This is a genomic window from Paenibacillus sp. J22FR21, assembly GCF_056269135.1.
Genome location: NZ_JBWDNJ010000001.1, coordinates 803,471 through 818,710, shown reverse-complemented (window position 1 = coordinate 818,710; position 15,240 = coordinate 803,471). Strand labels below are relative to the sequence as shown.

The 15,240-nt window shown below is 48.2% G+C and carries 19 protein-coding genes; 2 read left to right on the top strand and 17 right to left on the bottom strand.

The window, feature by feature from the left end; genetic code table 11:
- Positions 1-4 precede the first annotated feature (4 nt).
- Entirely contained in the window at positions 5-1,366 is a 1,362-nt protein-coding gene (gene gabT, locus AC0YNS_RS04180) for a 4-aminobutyrate--2-oxoglutarate transaminase (RefSeq protein ID WP_475779752.1), read from the bottom strand.
- Between the two features lie 211 nt (positions 1,367-1,577).
- Positions 1,578-2,378 (bottom strand): hypothetical protein, encoded by an 801-nt coding sequence (locus tag AC0YNS_RS04175; RefSeq protein WP_475779751.1) that lies wholly within the window; start codon positions 2,376-2,378, stop codon positions 1,578-1,580.
- Between the two features lie 333 nt (positions 2,379-2,711).
- Between AC0YNS_RS04175 and AC0YNS_RS04170 the strand changes: the two genes are divergently transcribed.
- Entirely contained in the window at positions 2,712-3,086 is a 375-nt protein-coding gene (locus tag AC0YNS_RS04170; protein WP_475779750.1) for an MmcQ/YjbR family DNA-binding protein, read from the top strand.
- Here the strand turns inward: AC0YNS_RS04170 and AC0YNS_RS04165 are convergent.
- From AC0YNS_RS04165 to AC0YNS_RS04140, 6 genes are all read right to left on the bottom strand, one after another.
- A complete protein-coding gene (locus AC0YNS_RS04165; protein WP_475779749.1) occupies positions 3,083-3,679 on the bottom strand; it encodes a YdeI/OmpD-associated family protein in 597 nt (198 codons plus the stop codon). The genes AC0YNS_RS04170 and AC0YNS_RS04165 overlap by 4 nt on opposite strands.
- A gap of 27 nt (positions 3,680-3,706) precedes the next feature.
- Positions 3,707-4,183, bottom strand: a complete 477-nt coding sequence (locus tag AC0YNS_RS04160; protein WP_475779748.1) for a DinB family protein — start codon at positions 4,181-4,183, stop codon at positions 3,707-3,709.
- Between the two features lie 76 nt (positions 4,184-4,259).
- Entirely contained in the window at positions 4,260-4,784 is a 525-nt protein-coding gene (locus tag AC0YNS_RS04155) for a DinB family protein (protein WP_475779747.1), read from the bottom strand.
- Between the two features lie 88 nt (positions 4,785-4,872).
- Positions 4,873-5,601, bottom strand: a complete 729-nt coding sequence (locus AC0YNS_RS04150; protein ID WP_475779746.1) for a hypothetical protein — start codon at positions 5,599-5,601, stop codon at positions 4,873-4,875.
- Positions 5,602-5,751: 150 nt separating this feature from the next.
- The gene (locus tag AC0YNS_RS04145; RefSeq protein WP_475779745.1) at positions 5,752-7,323 is read right to left on the bottom strand and encodes an MDR family MFS transporter; all 1,572 of its coding nucleotides are present in this window, start codon (positions 7,321-7,323) and stop codon (positions 5,752-5,754) included.
- A 17-nt stretch (positions 7,324-7,340) separates the two neighbouring features.
- A complete protein-coding gene (locus AC0YNS_RS04140; protein WP_475779744.1) occupies positions 7,341-7,736 on the bottom strand; it encodes a MarR family winged helix-turn-helix transcriptional regulator in 396 nt (131 codons plus the stop codon).
- A 316-nt stretch (positions 7,737-8,052) separates the two neighbouring features.
- On the opposite strand from AC0YNS_RS04140, the gene AC0YNS_RS04135 reads away from it, so the two are divergent.
- Entirely contained in the window at positions 8,053-8,763 is a 711-nt protein-coding gene (locus tag AC0YNS_RS04135) for a MerR family DNA-binding transcriptional regulator (protein WP_475779743.1), read from the top strand.
- Positions 8,764-8,781: 18 nt separating this feature from the next.
- Here the strand turns inward: AC0YNS_RS04135 and AC0YNS_RS04130 are convergent, their stop codons facing one another.
- The 9 genes from AC0YNS_RS04130 to AC0YNS_RS04090 form a co-directional block, all read right to left on the bottom strand.
- Positions 8,782-9,438: an HAD hydrolase-like protein gene (locus AC0YNS_RS04130; protein ID WP_475779742.1), complete on the bottom strand. Its 657-nt coding sequence runs from the start codon at positions 9,436-9,438 to the stop codon at positions 8,782-8,784.
- 23 nt (positions 9,439-9,461) lie between these two features.
- The gene (locus AC0YNS_RS04125; protein WP_475779741.1) at positions 9,462-9,803 is read right to left on the bottom strand and encodes a DUF1801 domain-containing protein; all 342 of its coding nucleotides are present in this window, start codon (positions 9,801-9,803) and stop codon (positions 9,462-9,464) included.
- Positions 9,804-9,890: 87 nt separating this feature from the next.
- Positions 9,891-10,553, bottom strand: coding sequence for an MBL fold metallo-hydrolase (locus AC0YNS_RS04120; RefSeq protein ID WP_475779740.1), 663 nt, complete (start codon positions 10,551-10,553; stop codon positions 9,891-9,893).
- Positions 10,554-10,660: 107 nt separating this feature from the next.
- On the bottom strand, positions 10,661-11,518 hold the full coding sequence (locus AC0YNS_RS04115; RefSeq protein WP_475779739.1) for a helix-turn-helix domain-containing protein: 858 nt from the start codon (positions 11,516-11,518) through the stop codon (positions 10,661-10,663).
- A gap of 70 nt (positions 11,519-11,588) precedes the next feature.
- Entirely contained in the window at positions 11,589-11,813 is a 225-nt protein-coding gene (locus AC0YNS_RS04110; RefSeq protein WP_475779738.1) for a hypothetical protein, read from the bottom strand.
- The gene (locus tag AC0YNS_RS04105; RefSeq protein WP_475779737.1) at positions 11,810-12,535 is read right to left on the bottom strand and encodes a phytanoyl-CoA dioxygenase family protein; all 726 of its coding nucleotides are present in this window, start codon (positions 12,533-12,535) and stop codon (positions 11,810-11,812) included. Before AC0YNS_RS04105 ends, AC0YNS_RS04110 begins: the two co-directional genes overlap by 4 nt.
- Positions 12,536-12,656: 121 nt before the next feature.
- The gene (locus tag AC0YNS_RS04100) at positions 12,657-13,544 is read right to left on the bottom strand and encodes a LysM peptidoglycan-binding domain-containing protein (protein WP_475779736.1); all 888 of its coding nucleotides are present in this window, start codon (positions 13,542-13,544) and stop codon (positions 12,657-12,659) included.
- Positions 13,545-13,648: 104 nt separating this feature from the next.
- Positions 13,649-14,209 (bottom strand): FAD-dependent oxidoreductase, encoded by a 561-nt coding sequence (locus AC0YNS_RS04095; protein WP_475779735.1) that lies wholly within the window; start codon positions 14,207-14,209, stop codon positions 13,649-13,651.
- A gap of 88 nt (positions 14,210-14,297) precedes the next feature.
- The gene (locus tag AC0YNS_RS04090; RefSeq protein WP_475779734.1) at positions 14,298-15,176 is read right to left on the bottom strand and encodes a GNAT family N-acetyltransferase; all 879 of its coding nucleotides are present in this window, start codon (positions 15,174-15,176) and stop codon (positions 14,298-14,300) included.
- Positions 15,177-15,240: the final 64 nt, after the last annotated feature.

Genomic DNA, 15,240 nt, shown 5'->3' with positions numbered 1-15,240 from the left:
TCCTTTAACTGATTTGTTGTTCCTGCGAATAGAGCTGTTCCACGATATCACTTAGGATATCCAGCCCCTCTTGCAGCTGTTCATCTGTTATGACCAGCGGCGTTAAGAATCGAACCACATTGCCATAGATGCCCGCACTAAGCAAGATGACACCTGCCTCATAGGAAGCCTGAATGACCTTCGCTGTAAATTCCTTCATCGGCGTCTTGGACGAGGGATCGATAAATTCAACGCCGCACATCGCACCTAAACCGCGCACTTCCGCAATGACCGGAACTCGTTCTTGCAGAGCCGTGAAGCAATCGATGATCCGCTTCCCGATTTCCGTAGCACGTTCGCAGAGCTTTTCTCTTTCCAACTTCTCAATAACTGCAAGTGCCGCGACACAGCCAAGCGGACTGCCACTGTACGTACCGCCAATCTCCCCCGGAGTCGGAGCATCCATAATCTCTGCTCGACCGGTAACGGCGCTTAGCGGGATGCCTGCTGCAAGAGATTTGGACATTGTAATCAGATCCGGTTCTATGCCAAAATAGCTCGAAGCAAACATCGTTCCCGTTCGTCCGAAGCCGGTTTGAATTTCATCACAAATAAACAGAATCTGATTTCTGCGGCACACCTCATAGATGCCTTGCACGAATGAAACAGGAGGAACGATGAATCCTCCCTCGCCCTGCACCGGTTCCATAATGACTGCTGCCAGCTCTTCGGGGGCGGCTTCCGTCAATAGAAAATCCTCGAATTGCGCCACACAGAATGCGGCATACTGCTCTTCTGTCATTCCTTCGGGTCTGTGCAGCGGATATGGATACATGGCTTTATAAGTAGCTGGCGCAAACGGCCCCATTCGATATTTGTAAGGTCTTACTTTACTGGTAAGCGACATTCCGAGCAATGTACGTCCATGAAAGCCCCGCGTAAACGACACAATACCCGGCTTCCCCGTGAACTTCCGCGCGATCTTTACGGCGTTCTCCACCGCCTCAGCCCCACTGTTCAGCAGTATGGTTTTCTTCGGATAATTCCCCGGTGTAATCTCTGCTAATTTCTCTGCCAGCTGGATATAGGGCTCATACATAGCCACATGGAAGCTGGTGTGGATAAAATGCGAAGCTTGCTTCTGTACAGCATCCACAATCTCAGGCGGACAATGCCCGACGTTAAGCGTGCCGATCGCACCGGCAAAATCAAGGAACACATTGCCGTCCACGTCCGTTATCTGTGCACCGCTGGCCTGCTGTACAAAGATCGGCGTCGTATTGCCAATGCCTAACGGTACATATTGCTTTCGCTTCTCTAGCAGCGCTTTCGTGTTAGGTCCCGGAAACGGCTCCGCAACGGATACATAGATGCGATGCTTCTTCATTCAACGCGCTCCTTCCGCGCCTTTCGCGCGCAGTGATCTCCTACTTGCCATCTACCTGCTGAATGAGCAATTCCCATGCCAACCTCACCGAAAACAAGAAAAGACGCCTCATATACTGCGGCGTCTGTTCCTTCATGTTGCGATTGAAATCCCTGTTAACTTAGCATACTCACGTTTCGCGTTATGTAAATGTAGAATGTTGGGAAAGTACTCAATGAATAAGCCTAATCATCTGTACGACCGGCCTATTGTCACCTGAAAGCACCGTTTCGGCAGCTTGCAATTGCGATGAGCCATCCCCGTCGAGAAATATCCCGTCAGCCAGCTGACCCTCTCCAATTTGCTCTATAATAGCAGATCGAAAAGCTGAAAGTGTTCCCTTTGTACTGCTAACGACTAGGTACAGCATCCCGGAGCTGTCATATACGGCTGCAGTACGAAGCCTTTCCTCGTCCATATTAGGTGCATGCTCAAGCTGTGCATTCATCAGCCATACTGCATCACGACCGAGGCTCATGCTAATTCCGCCTTGCGCCCAGAAATGTGCTCGATCCCTTACCCGCAGCTCAGAAACATGCGATACTACCTGCACACTCAGTTTATTAGCGGCTTCATCCCATACGAGCGTGCCGCGCGGGTACTTGGCATTTTCCGATCCGGAGCCATAATGATTTAATGCGCCGGCAACCGGATTACCGTTCACAACCGCCATACTGAGCAGTGCGGACTCATAGAAGAATCCACCGTTTATGCCGTAATAATCGGATAACGCAATATTCTGGCGTATCGTTTCGAAGGTGATATTCGATGGCTGCGTTTGCAGCACATGAAGCTGGAATCCATTCGATGCTTCTCGCTCCGTATAGAGATAATCATGCGCAGGATATCGAACCACTCTCGGTGTGTGATGCGAATTCAGCATTCTCACCAGCAAGAGTAACATTCCGCCGAGAATCACGACGATTCCCAGCAGAATGGTTGAAGCTCGAATCATTCGCCATCTGGTCGACAATTGCAGACTGGCCACCTTCTTCTCTTCACTTGCTATATCAATAAAGTTAACAAAACCTACTTAGATCGTTTGAACAACTATATAGCTCCACACGCCTGCTGCCAGGACGACTCCACTAAGTAGACACATAAAGAGAACGGATGTTTTCATTCTCTAACCCCCTCATTAGTCAAGCTGCACTTCTCTTATACTGACTCCATAGCGGATCAAAAGGTTGCAGTCAGCATGATCTGCTTGAAATGCGAACTCTTTCCTGTCATGTTTATATAAGGAGAATGCAGTGCTTGTCTAGGAGGAACAGACAGCCTGACTATACATAAGGAGGACAACAACATGAACATGAACCACCCTATTGGGATGCAAACACCGGAAGGCATTCGCATGCTGGAGCAAGTCAGACAAATTTGCAGCCGACTTCCCGAAACAACCGAAATCATCGACGGACATGGTCATACGACGTTCAAAGTGAAAGATAAATCGTTTATCATTATGAGCGATTATGGCATGACGTTTAAGTCTGATCTGGAGAATCAAGAAATCATACTGCAGCAGGATCAATTCTATAAACCGAAGTATATCGGACATCGCGGCTGGGTCGGCGTGAATTCGCCTTCGGATTGGGATCAAATGGGCCTTCTGCTGAAGGAAGCCTATTTGCACGCGGCTCCGAAACGTCTGATTAAGCAGCTCATGGAAGAAGGCAACTAATCGTTTAATCCTTTGCCGCTGAGAATTTGCTGCATATATTTATCGACCCGCGCCGCTCGTGTTTTGGATTGTTTGGGCTCAGCGAAATGGAGTAGATAAGCTCGTTGTCGTCCCGGAGTTAAGGCTTCGAACGCTGTTTTCAAGGCCGGGACTTCATCGAGCTTCGATTGAAATTCTTCAGCAACGGTATATTCCGTGTTCTTCTTCTTATAGTTCACTTCCAAGCCGGATTGCTCCACCTCAATAGCTTCGCGAATATAAGCTTTCAAGGTGGCTTCCATGGCCACGATTTGTTGTACACTGGTAAACCGAATCTGGCGTGCTGCTTGCACATTCTCGGTTTGCTGAATTAAGATGCCATGCGGATCCTTTAACAAAGCACCTTTGTGAAACAGCAGTGCGCAGTATTCTTTGAATCCATGGATTAAGACGACGTTCTTGTCCTGGAAGGTGTAACAAGGATGCATCCATTTGAAATCCTCCGTCAGCTCGCAATCCAGAACGATATTTCGTAACTCCTCATATTCTTCACGCCACTTCTTGGAACTGCTTATAAATACATCCGCTTTATGATTTAATCTGCTGTTGGCCATCCACTTACGCTCCTCGTCAGCATCATACTACTCGAACAGTCCTCTTCGGATGAGATTGGCCGTAATCGGCTTCAATCCCAGCTCACGCGACCAAATCGACAACTGGCCCATATGATGAATTTCATGAGCAAGGACATGTCTCATAATCTCGCCGTATTTAAAACGCTCCGTGTCACCTTCATCATTGATATCGGACAGAATCTTCTCTTCCAAGCTGTCATTCCAACCATATACGAATGGGGCGATTTCAGCATGACATTGCGCCGAAAATTCCTTTATTTTACCGATCGAAGCATACGCATCAAAAGGCGGCAGCTCCGGCATAGTCCCGCCTTGCAAGCTGCTGATCCAGCTGTGTTCGACATCGATAATATGAAACAACGTATAGAGAATACTGCCTGCTCCACCTACACGTTTCTTCAGTAATTCCTCTTCAGATACGTTCTCACACCATGTAAGCCAGTCCCCACGGACCTGCCAGTTGTACTCAAACAGTTTCAGCATTTGACGATGCTCCTTCATGACCGGAATTAGCGATAATATAAATAAGCCGCGAACGATGATCGCGGCGGTTCCTAGTTTAAGTTAAACGAGGTAAATATCGTTCATGCACAACATTCATATGATGCTGGGCATGTCCAAGAATGAAATACACACCGGCAGCAGCCGACGTTTTCACTTCATTGAGGATGCAGAATTGCTGAATCTCCGTCTCCGTCAGTCCATTTACCAGCGATGCAGAGGATGCTCTCACTGTGCGGTACTCCTCGATCAGTTCACTTAACGGACGACGATCAAAATTCGTCAAACTCACATACACATCTGCATGCCTTGGCATAGGTGTCAAATCGCCCCTGCCGGCAACAAGAATCCGGTAAGTCATCATGCGTTCGGTGTCGATAATATGACCCAGCACGTCTTTGAGACTCCACTTGCCTTCCGCATAACGATACAGACTTTGTTCCTCTGTCAGTGAACTATACAAATCGCAAATTTGCTTCCCTTGATTGATGAGAAGCTGATGGATGTCACCTTCATCGACCGTTGCATAATAATTGTCCCATACGGAGTTATATTCTCCCGCTTTAGGTTTCGGTATGTACATTGCAGCTCACCTCTTCGGAAAATTAGTAATAAGCCGTATTATATCAGCTTCCGCAGGGTTTGTATGGATTTTTTTGCCACTGATCCATTCAGCCCACTGACTTCCGTTTGTTGAAGGACTCATTAACAGCAGTCAACTTCTTCAAATGGGGGACAAGACCTTCCAACAAGTCCTTCTTTAATAACGTAACGAAATCCACTTGCATGCCTGCGTATCGATCACTCATCCTCATCTCGTTCGCGCGTTCTTTGAATTGCTGCATGGTCTTATCCAGGTTAGCCATCTCCAGTGCGGCATCACGATTAGCTTCAAGTGATAGTTGATCAATCACCTGCGGCTTTCCTAACCAGTACCTCGAGCTCGTGTTATACACGGTTCTCCAGAGATCGGCTTCAAAAGCCAGAAGCGCTGCATCCTCCTGCTGCTGGGAGGTCATAATCAAGTTATTGACTCGATGTCGAAGTTCCTGGTCCTTCTCTTTGAGATCCGCAGCCTGAATCAATTGCACAAGTTGATTGGTCACTTGGCTGGCCTGTTCTTTGGCGAGATCGAGTACCTTCTGGTTATGAATGCGATCTTTCATATCATGGATAGCTGATATTTCGGTCAAGGATTTCACTAACGGCTGAAAGGAGTTCAAGTTCGCAAGCATTTCCAGAAAATAATCATTCGTTTTCTCCTCGTAGAGTACCTGCATCTCTTGCTGCTCGTTACGTTGATTGGTCAACGCTCTAAACTGCAGAAAGACAATGCAAGCCAGCACAATACAAAGCGTTAACCAACCATAATGGATAGCTCTGGATTTATGACTTCCCAATATTTAAACACCCCTATATTAGTCTCAGTGGAAAACGCTTATTTTACTCATTTCTTCTGTACAGAGCTTTGAACAGCGTCAGTGTCTGAATCGGTGCAAATAAAAAAGTGGACAGTTTTGTCAACTGTCCACCTGTCCACCATCTTGAAGCTAATGCATATTCAGTTCAGCTTTGACAGCTTTCGCGCTCTCTTCACTTCTAGGCATACGCAGCTTGCCGAAGAAGATAGCCGCAACCAAACCGATCAAGACAACTACAATACCGATCACGAACACCGATGTGATCGCATTGCTCAGTATTCCTTGCAAGGCTGCAAGCAGCTTATCCGGAATTTGTGCTTTCACTTCCGGCTGAAGCAAGGATTGCGGATTGGCAAACTGAGCAAGCTTATCTGCCGGGATATCTGTGAAATCACTTTGAATATCTTTAAGCCCGCTCGTCATGTGATTCGTCATAATAACGCCCATGATCGCAACACCAACCGTACCGCCAATGGAGCGTGTGAATTGCGTAGTCGAAGTTGCAACACCGCGCAGATCATGGCCAACCGCGCTTTGAGCTGCGATTGTGAGTACAGGCATAAGCGCTCCCATACCGAAACCGATAATAATCATGTACAGGATCAGTTCCAGACTGGTTGTATTCACATCCATTTGCGACATGAACAGGTAGCCGACCGTCATAATCGCCATAGCAGACATTACGATTGTACGGTAGCTCAGCTTCTTAATCAGAATCCCGCCAAGGATGCTGGATAGAATCAAGGACAGCATGAGCGGAGTTAAAATGTAACCGGAGTGCGAAGCCGATGTCCCTATTACTGCTTGTGAATACAGCGGAATGTACGTTATCGCGCCGAACATCCCCATGCCCATCATGAAACCAACAATACTGGAAACCGAAATCGCTTGAAGCTTAAACAATTTCAGTGGAATGATCGGTTCCTTCACTTTGGATTCGATCCAAATGAAAATCAGAATGAGCAGCAGGCTCGCTCCGAACAAGCCAATGATTTGCGGGGAATCCCACGGATATTTCGTGATGCCGCCTTCGGATGTACCGTTTCCGCCCATCTCAATAGCGAGCAAGAAAGCTACGACCGCACCTGTGAGCGTAGATGCACCGCCCCAGTCGATCGATTTTTTCTCCGAGCTTCTTGATTCTTTCAGTGCAATGGATAGAATAATGGCTGCGAATATGCCGAACGGAAGATTAATGTAGAATATCCACTGCCAAGCAATATGGTCAACGATAAATCCGCCGACTGCAGGACCGAGAACGCTGGACAATCCGAATACAGCGCCGAAAATACCTTGCATTTTGCCGCGACGGTCCGGCGGATAGATGTCTCCGATAATGGTCATCGCGATTGGCATAAGCGCACCTGCACCGATACCTTGAATCGCACGGAAAATGATGAGCTCCGTCATATTATGCGACAGACCGCAAAGTGCCGATCCTACAAGGAACAACCCCATCCCGATCAAGTACACAAGTCTTCTGCCGAACAAATCGGCGAGCTTCCCGAAGATCGGAACAGCCGTTGTTGAAGTTAACATATAAATCGTAAATACCCAGCTATACAGACTAAAACCATCGAGCTCAGCAATTACATGCGGCATGGCCGTCGATACAATCGTTTGATCGAGCGATCCGAGCAGCAAGCCAAGCATAAGTCCTGTCACGATCCAGCGAAGCTGTTTTGGACTTAAATTTGTCATCGTACCACTTCCTTCTGTCATTTTTCCTCGAGTGCTTGCAATAGCAGCTTAAACGCATCCGTGATGAGATCTACCTGATCATCTTCCATCTGTCCAATCAAGCCGGTGAACCATTCCATTCGCTGTTTACGGATGAGCTCAACTGTTTCCTTGCCTTTCTCCGTTAAGCTTAATTGTACGACTCTGCGGTCATCCTCCGGTCTCGTCCGTTCAATGAGGCTAAGTGAAACAAGCTTATCCGTCAATCCCGTAGCAGCACCTGATGTAATGCCGAGGAGCTTCACGACATCATTCACCCGGCAAATTCCCGTTCGATGCAAATACATCAATACGAAGATATGACCGCTGGTGAGGTTGAACGGATTCTCAAGCAGCTTAATCCGATTCTTCGCCCTCTGCGCAAAACGTTCCATGAGGAGCTGAAGCTCGGCTAGTTTATTTCCGCCTGAATGTGTAATCCTTCTCCCTCCGCTCTGAACAATGCGTTACGTTCCTTAATCAGTTGCTTACCTGCTCATTATCTTACTGAATAAGATATTAGGCCTTTAAGAAAATACTACACAATGGAGGCTGCCGTCAATAGATTTATATTAAAATTTTTACATATCAAGTTGAAGAGCAAACAAAAAGCCTGAACGATCGCATATTCAAGCGACCGTTCAGGCAATTGCCAGTCTTCCAAGCTTCTGGTAATATTGAGCATTAACGCTCTTGAATCGAGGTGAAGAGATGCAACGAACATACAAACCAATCGAAATTGCCCGAGCGCTGAACCTCAGTACAAGCGCGCTGCGACATTATGAGTCTTGGGGTGTTGTTCCGGCTCCGGAACGCGGCGCTAACGGCTACCGTCTCTATACGGATATCCATTTGGCTTATTTCCGGTGCTTACGAACGATGTTTGCCGGTTTCGGCGTTGCCGTCACCTGTGATGTTCTTCGTCACATTCAGGCAGGCCAGATGAATGCCGCGTTCTGGCTCGTGAACAAGGAGCAAGCTCTCCTGCAGCAGGATAAGACTGCAGCGGATCAGACCTTGGAGCTGCTTCATCAGCTGGCATTGCCGGATTTCGTTGATACAAGAAGGAAGAATCCCATGTCGATTGGAGAAGCGGCTGCTCTAGCCGGCGTTACGACAGCTGCTCTGCGTCACTGGGAGAAGGAAGAGCTCCTCACACCATTACGCGACTCAGACAACGGCTATCGGCTGTACACCGCTCTGCATATCCGCCAGATCCTGATTATCAGAACGCTGAGAAGCACCGTGTATCTGCTCCGTAACTTGAAGGATATCGTTCATGCCGTAGAGCACCAGAGCGTCGAGCAAGCCATGAAGCTGACGGAGACCGCAATCCAAGGCATTCATGCGCGAATTCGGAATCAATTTCAAGCTGTTCATCAGTTGGTTGAGTTATGCAGAGCAATTAAGCTAATCGATTGACGGAGTCCAAGGCGAGACTTAAACGGCTGTTGCATGCTGAAACAACTCTTGCAGCTCCCGCACATTCCGTACATAATACTCCGGCGAATGCGCCTGCAATTCTTCTTCGCTTCCATAGCCGTACCCTACTCCAATAGAAGCAACTCCGTTACGCTGAGCGCCGATCAAGTCATGCTTGCGATCACCGATCATTATCGCTGATGCCGCTGTAAGCTGCTGCGATTGCAGAATATGCGCGATAATTTCACTTTTATCCGACATCGTGCCATCGAGATTGCTGCCACAGACATAGTCGAAATAAGAATCGATCTCGAAGTAGCTTACTATTTTCTCCGCAAATACAGTAGGTTTGGACGTTGCAATGATGATAGTCCTCTTCTGCTCTACTAACAGTTCGAGCAGCTCTCGTATACCGCCATACAACTCATTCTCATAGATCCCTTTATCCGTAAAATATTCGCGATAGTAATCCACCGCCGTTCGTGCTTCTGACGCTGAGAAACCGTATCGTTCTTGAAAAGAATTCGCAAGCGGCGGCCCGATAAACGGCTCCAGCAGATCCAAATTATCTTCGATAATCTTGTATTTCGCCAGCGCATACTGTACGGCTCGGGTTATTCCTTGCTTCGGATCGGTAAGCGTTCCGTCTAGATCGAACAATATCGCCTTATACATGATGAGTGCACGCTCTCTCTCGCCTATAATGTGTTCGACGCCTCGGTCAGCACCTTAGCTAGTAGTGGCAAATCAATCGGATCCCCTTCACGAAATTTCATCCATCTTCGCTCTACAGGTCCTTCGAATTTACCTCCAGACAGATCAACGTTTGTCGTATTGAAGATCATGAACGTCACCGTATCTTTGGCCGTGCTGATGACTGCTGCGTATTTGCCGTCCTTCAGAAAATGCGGCTTCTTGTACTGGATACGCTCATCGATCGCCGGCACGGTTTGATGAACCATCTGACGAAGTTGATTACAAGCCTCCGCCTGCCATGGTTGTTTCAATTCCTCAATAAAGCTGCTCACTTCTTGATTCATTTCCACACATCTCCTCCCTATTATTCGGACACTTGCATGTTCCCCGTATGAACGGAATGAAATTTATGATCATGATCATTTGTGGATTCATTTCACGATATCCGCCAATCGCTCTTGCAGATTATCCGTACAAACGCCGCCATGATAGGTGATCATTGTTGCAATATCAAGCTTCTGGAATTTCTTAACCGACTCCATCGCCGTCTCCCAGTCCGGGGTAAAGTTTGCGGCCGGCGGCATCAGCACGCCTTCGTTTGAGGTCAACGAGTCGCCTGTAACCAGCGTCTTGCTTGGGATGTGATAGAGCGCGATGTGATCCGGCGAATGTCCCGGTGTATAGATGACTTGCAAACCACCGGCAACAGGCAGCAGCTCCCCATCGTTCAGAACGGTATTCACCTTAACCGGAGGCACCAGAGTCTTGCTCTTCAGAAGCGGAAGCTCACCGGCAATGTAAGGGACTCCAACTTCGTGAGCAAGCACTTCAACGCGCCCCTCAAACAATTCCACAAGCTCCGGAAGCGAGCCAATATGATCACGATCCTGGTGAGTGATGATGATTTGGGTCAGATCATCCAGATTGAAGCCTTCCTTCGCCAACGCGTCACGAATCACGTCTACTTGTCCGGGAATTCCGGTATCCACAAGGATAAGCTCCTGCTCGTCCCATACGATAGCAGCGTGGACAATGAAGTCATTCGCATTCACCAGCATATTTAGCTGAAGCGCCTTGATTCCTGATTTCTCCATTGTTACTTGCCACTCCTCTCAACTTTGCAAACTTGTAAACTCTTCCTAATTATCGTACCACTTGTGCCGCGTGAACAAAAGTCAGTTACTTTTGCTTCACCGGTTCTTTATTTCTTATCCGCCATAAAATTCGATTGTGCGGAGCGAATCGTCTGCTTGTATTTGCCCGGTGTCATGCCGAAGGTTTTCACGAACTGACGGCTCAAGTAGGCAGCGTCACCTAATCCGCATAATTGCGCCAGCTGGCTGAGCGGCTCTTCTGTCGTCTCAAGCAGACGCTTCACTTTATTCAGCCTCATCTGCCTGAGCATCTGCATCGGGTTAATCCCGTAAGCTTCATGGAAGGCCCGGTCCAAATAATTCGTATTCAAATGTACCCTCTCCGCCAGCATATCCCGAGAAAGCTTCATCGCCATATGGTCCGCCATATAACGAATGATTGGGAAGAACCTGTCATACTTCGCGGAATAGGCTTCGCTGCGTCCGATTCTACCATGCGCTTCCCAGCTCTCGAGAATCATCGTAGACAATCGAAGCATGTCTGCTGCGAGGGACACTTCGCGAAAGGATGAGCTGCTCTTCCAAGTGCGAAGCATGGATTGGAACACGAGACTATACGCCTCCGCATCGAGCAGCTGTACCACGGGCTGAACTTGATAGAGCTGGAACAGGTCTACGTTATAGCTTGTTTGAACCTGAACTGATACCCACTCATGCAAACCGGACTGGTCCGCTCGTTCGGAGAACGGCAAAAAAGGAGGGTGCAGCATAACCCCTCCTTCACGTACCTTGTGCTGTTCGCCATTCGTCGTTGTAATCACTTGGCCTTGCCGCACATGGCTGATGACCCAATTCGGATATATGATGTGCTGATGATTTAGCGTCTCGTATTTACCTTCATCGACCATGTAGACGTTGACCTGCCACTGATCGAAGCTAGTGCTTGTAAGCGATCTGGTTTCCACCGGTTCCCCCGCCAATCCTATCAGCTAGTATACTCCTAGTTTACACCAGCCGTAGTATAGTTTGGAAACGTTATTTCGGCAGCCTCGCGTCAACCTCGTTTCGAAGCGCCGCTTCATCGGCAGCACCGATCCAGGAGCCATCGATGGAGAGTGCCGGTCCCCTTCTGCAGCCCACGCACTGATTCAGGCAATGAGACAACGAGACATCATGGCCATCTAGGACGAGCTGATCAAGCATTGTACCGTGACGATTCTCCTGTAAATTCCGCAGACAAACGACGATGACGGCACTCATTTGGCAATCAGCGCTCTACCGTCTTGAGCGATGAGCGGCCCATTGTCGAACACTTTGCCCGTCACCGGATTCTTGGCGCCTTCTACTGAATATTGTATGACATAGGCTTTGCGCGTGCTGTCACTTTGATTAGGCGTACTGCGGTGAAAGAGAAGCGAATGGAAGATCACCATGCTGCCTTTAGGCAGGGGAACCGGTTGACCGGGGTCTTCGCCAAAATAACACTGCCAGCCTGTGTCCGTCTGCACATGCTCGACATAACCTTGCAGATGCGAGCCGGGCTGAATATAGATGCAGCCATTCTCTATCGTGGCATCGTCGAGCGCCAGCCAGCAGGTCATATAATGAACGGGATCAGTCGGTACATAACCGTTATCCTGATGCCATGGGAAGTCTTTCTTCGCTTCCGGACGTTTATAGACGGATTGATCCCAATACAGCCGAATGTCACCGCCTAATACGCTAGTGGTCAGATCGACAAAACGCTGATCGCCGATAAATTTCTCAAGCTCCTCATGCCGTCTGGCCAAATTACAGGTGAAATTGATTTGATTCGGAATGTTGTTGAACCCTTTGCTGCCCTTCTTAAGCGCCTCTTCGCCTTCCCAATCAAACACGTCAATAATGGCGCGTATTCGGTCCATTTCTTCGGCTGTGAATAAGCGATCAAAGATGACATAACCCAGTTCATGATACTGCTTCAACTGTTCCGCATTCAGCATAGTTCATTTCACTCCTCGATAGTGGATGAAGCTGGTTTACCTTTATTATCAAGGAGTTGCGCATATCGGACAATGAACGGATTCCAGTAGTTATTGTACTTTTTCCACCATCCCGTTCCGATTAAATCATCTGTGCATCGTTGAAACCAACCCGGCCCAAATAACCGACCTGACCGGTGCTCCGAACCTGCACTTGATCGTAATATTCCAATCCGCCTCTTGGACCTTCTTCATTCGTACTGCTGGGTATGTTCCATCTCATCGAGAAGATCTCCGTACCAGCCGGAAGTGGAATTGAAGCAGAACTCCCGTTAGGTTCCGAATACAAACGTTGATCCGCTGTTAAGAGATGCACCCGTTTGGTCACCTCAGGCACTAATTTCGCTCGGCGCAAAGCCAGCTTCGCAAGCTCTGACACATACGGCGTTTGATCTTGTACAGCCGATTCTAATGCAGCTCGAGTTGCATCACCTGTTGCGATACGTCCTAAGCTCATTACAGCGTAATACCGAACCGTCTCACAGGCGTGTTTCAACAGCGGCATAAGGTACGGAACCGCCGATTCTCCGAGTGTCTCCCATTGAAAGGAACCGATATAGTAGATGCCATGCTGCTGCATGGAATTAAGATCACACGCTGCTGATGTGGCGGTTTGTTCCCATTCGGAAGCTAAACGTGCCGGATCCGGCACAGAGAAGCCAGCAAGAAGCTCACTACCAACCGTTAAAGGCGCTGCTATCGGAAGTCGATTACTAGCCGCAAATGCTGCCGGTGTTTGATGAAACTGAGGCGATAAGCAGGTTAGCGTATCGCCATATTGAACGACATAATAGGGATATCCGCCTGCTCTTTGATAGTCGATCCCTGCATCCGGGATCAGCAGCGGTTGACCTACCACAATCCATTGCGGGTCACAGATCACATTCACTTCCATCAGCCGAGCGACACTTGATCCGAAGCGATCGGCTATTCGCTCTAACGTGTCTCCACCTTGTACGACATAGATCATGCGACTCTCTCCCCTCATGCCTATACGTATTCAGGCGCACAAACAAAAGGAACTACCGCTCAGGGTAGTTCCTTTTGTTGATTATCTATCAGGTTCAGCTACATTTATTTCAACAAATCATGATCCACGTAACGCGTGCCGTTTAGCTCACTGATTACGTTAATAGCAACTTTAGCGCCGTCGCCTGCAGTGATGATCGTATGCACACTGACTCCGGCCGCTGTACCAGCAACCCAGACGCCGGCAACGTTCGATTTACCGCTCGCATCCACATCGAATACTTGTTTGATACGCGGCTCAGTGCCTTCTTTTACCGACAAACCGATCTTCTCAGCCAGATCTGTTGAGATCCCTGTCGCCACAATAACATGACTGCCTTCGAATTGCTGCGATTCCGTCGCTACGCTGAATCCGTTCTCACTCTTCGTAACATTGACTACTGTATCTTGAATCAGCTCTGCACCGAATTTAACCGCTTGCTTCTTGCCGATTTCCACGAGCTCTGGACCTGTCGTTTCCAGCAAACCGTAATGATTCTCGATCCATGCCTTCTTCGTCATGCTCTTATCGCTGTCGATCAGAAGTGTCTTCTTGCCAGCCTTAGCTGCGAATAATCCTGCACTAGCTCCTGCAGGGCCTGCTCCGATAATGATAATGTCAAACACGAATAATCACTCCTTCATATGATTACAGATGATTGCAGCATTTCTAAACAATCATAAGCCATTCGATAGAGCGGTTGCAAGTTGTCCATTATAGCCGGAGCGACATATGAACTTGTTCGATATATGGCTTGAAGCCAAGGCGATCAAGCAGCTCGAGAAGCTCCGCATTAGTATGCCTGATATTCAACGTCATTCGTTTATAAGGCATTTCCAGCGGACTGAATACTTCTTTGAGCAATGCTTTGAGAATCTTGCCGGAATCCGACCTGCTCGGCGCTGCTTCGCATTGATAGAGCACGATTGAATTCAGAAATCCGTCTTCGCTGTAATTTCGTTTGAATAGCGCATAGCCCACCAGATCTTCTCCATCTGCGATAATGCAGCATTCTCCATCATTCTGATTTTGCCAGCCTGTCTGCCAAGCTGCATCGTGATTATAGAAGGAGAGCATTCTGACGTCGCGCGGTTTCGCATGCCTGATTACAAACCGTTGCGGGAAGCTAGGCAGCAGTATGCTGGGATCTAAAGCGTCTTCCTGTGTGGAACAAACTAATTGTCCTGTTATTTGATAACCGGCACTTTGATAAAGCTTGATCGCCGGTTCATTCTGTATAATCGCTTCGAGCAAGGCATGATTCACATTCTGTTCCCGATACAGCTGTACATTGTGCGCCATAAGCTGTTTTCCGTACCCTTTACCTCGATGAGCGGGAGCAATTCCTGTACCGCCATTCCAAGCTGTTTTCACTCCATTGACAGTCCGAAAGCCGTTCATCACAAATCCGGCAGGTTCGCTGTCAATTATCATCGCCAGCGAATGCTCCAGAGAGAGCCCTTCATTGACCGTTCGTGACATAAATCGATCAAGATCCATGGCTGCATTCGTGAAATACCCTTCGAAGCCTTTGTTCCATAGTGTGACGATCTCGTTAGCCGGAAGCTGACTAAAGCGGTTAAACGTAATCATGCTAATACCCCTCTCTTAAATAAGTCAAGGACCTCGGGCTTCGCTCGCTCTTTCTTAATACCCC

Coding starts and splice junctions, on each gene's coding strand:
- gabT (WP_475779752.1), bottom strand. CDS start 1,366: ATGAAGAAGCATCGCATCTATGTATCCGTTGCGGAGCCGTTTCCGGGA.
- AC0YNS_RS04170 (WP_475779750.1), top strand. CDS start 2,712: ATGAACATGAACCACCCTATTGGGATGCAAACACCGGAAGGCATTCGC.
- AC0YNS_RS04165 (WP_475779749.1), bottom strand. CDS start 3,679: ATGGCCAACAGCAGATTAAATCATAAAGCGGATGTATTTATAAGCAGT.
- AC0YNS_RS04160 (WP_475779748.1), bottom strand. CDS start 4,183: ATGCTGAAACTGTTTGAGTACAACTGGCAGGTCCGTGGGGACTGGCTT.
- AC0YNS_RS04155 (WP_475779747.1), bottom strand. CDS start 4,784: ATGTACATACCGAAACCTAAAGCGGGAGAATATAACTCCGTATGGGAC.
- AC0YNS_RS04145 (WP_475779745.1), bottom strand. CDS start 7,323: ATGACAAATTTAAGTCCAAAACAGCTTCGCTGGATCGTGACAGGACTT.
- AC0YNS_RS04140 (WP_475779744.1), bottom strand. CDS start 7,736: ATGGAACGTTTTGCGCAGAGGGCGAAGAATCGGATTAAGCTGCTTGAG.
- AC0YNS_RS04135 (WP_475779743.1), top strand. CDS start 8,053: ATGCAACGAACATACAAACCAATCGAAATTGCCCGAGCGCTGAACCTC.
- AC0YNS_RS04130 (WP_475779742.1), bottom strand. CDS start 9,438: ATGTATAAGGCGATATTGTTCGATCTAGACGGAACGCTTACCGATCCG.
- AC0YNS_RS04125 (WP_475779741.1), bottom strand. CDS start 9,803: ATGAATCAAGAAGTGAGCAGCTTTATTGAGGAATTGAAACAACCATGG.
- AC0YNS_RS04120 (WP_475779740.1), bottom strand. CDS start 10,553: ATGGAGAAATCAGGAATCAAGGCGCTTCAGCTAAATATGCTGGTGAAT.
- AC0YNS_RS04110 (WP_475779738.1), bottom strand. CDS start 11,813: ATGAGTGCCGTCATCGTCGTTTGTCTGCGGAATTTACAGGAGAATCGT.
- AC0YNS_RS04105 (WP_475779737.1), bottom strand. CDS start 12,535: ATGCTGAATGCGGAACAGTTGAAGCAGTATCATGAACTGGGTTATGTC.
- AC0YNS_RS04100 (WP_475779736.1), bottom strand. CDS start 13,544: ATGATCTATGTCGTACAAGGTGGAGACACGTTAGAGCGAATAGCCGAT.
- AC0YNS_RS04090 (WP_475779734.1), bottom strand. CDS start 15,176: ATGATTACGTTTAACCGCTTTAGTCAGCTTCCGGCTAACGAGATCGTC.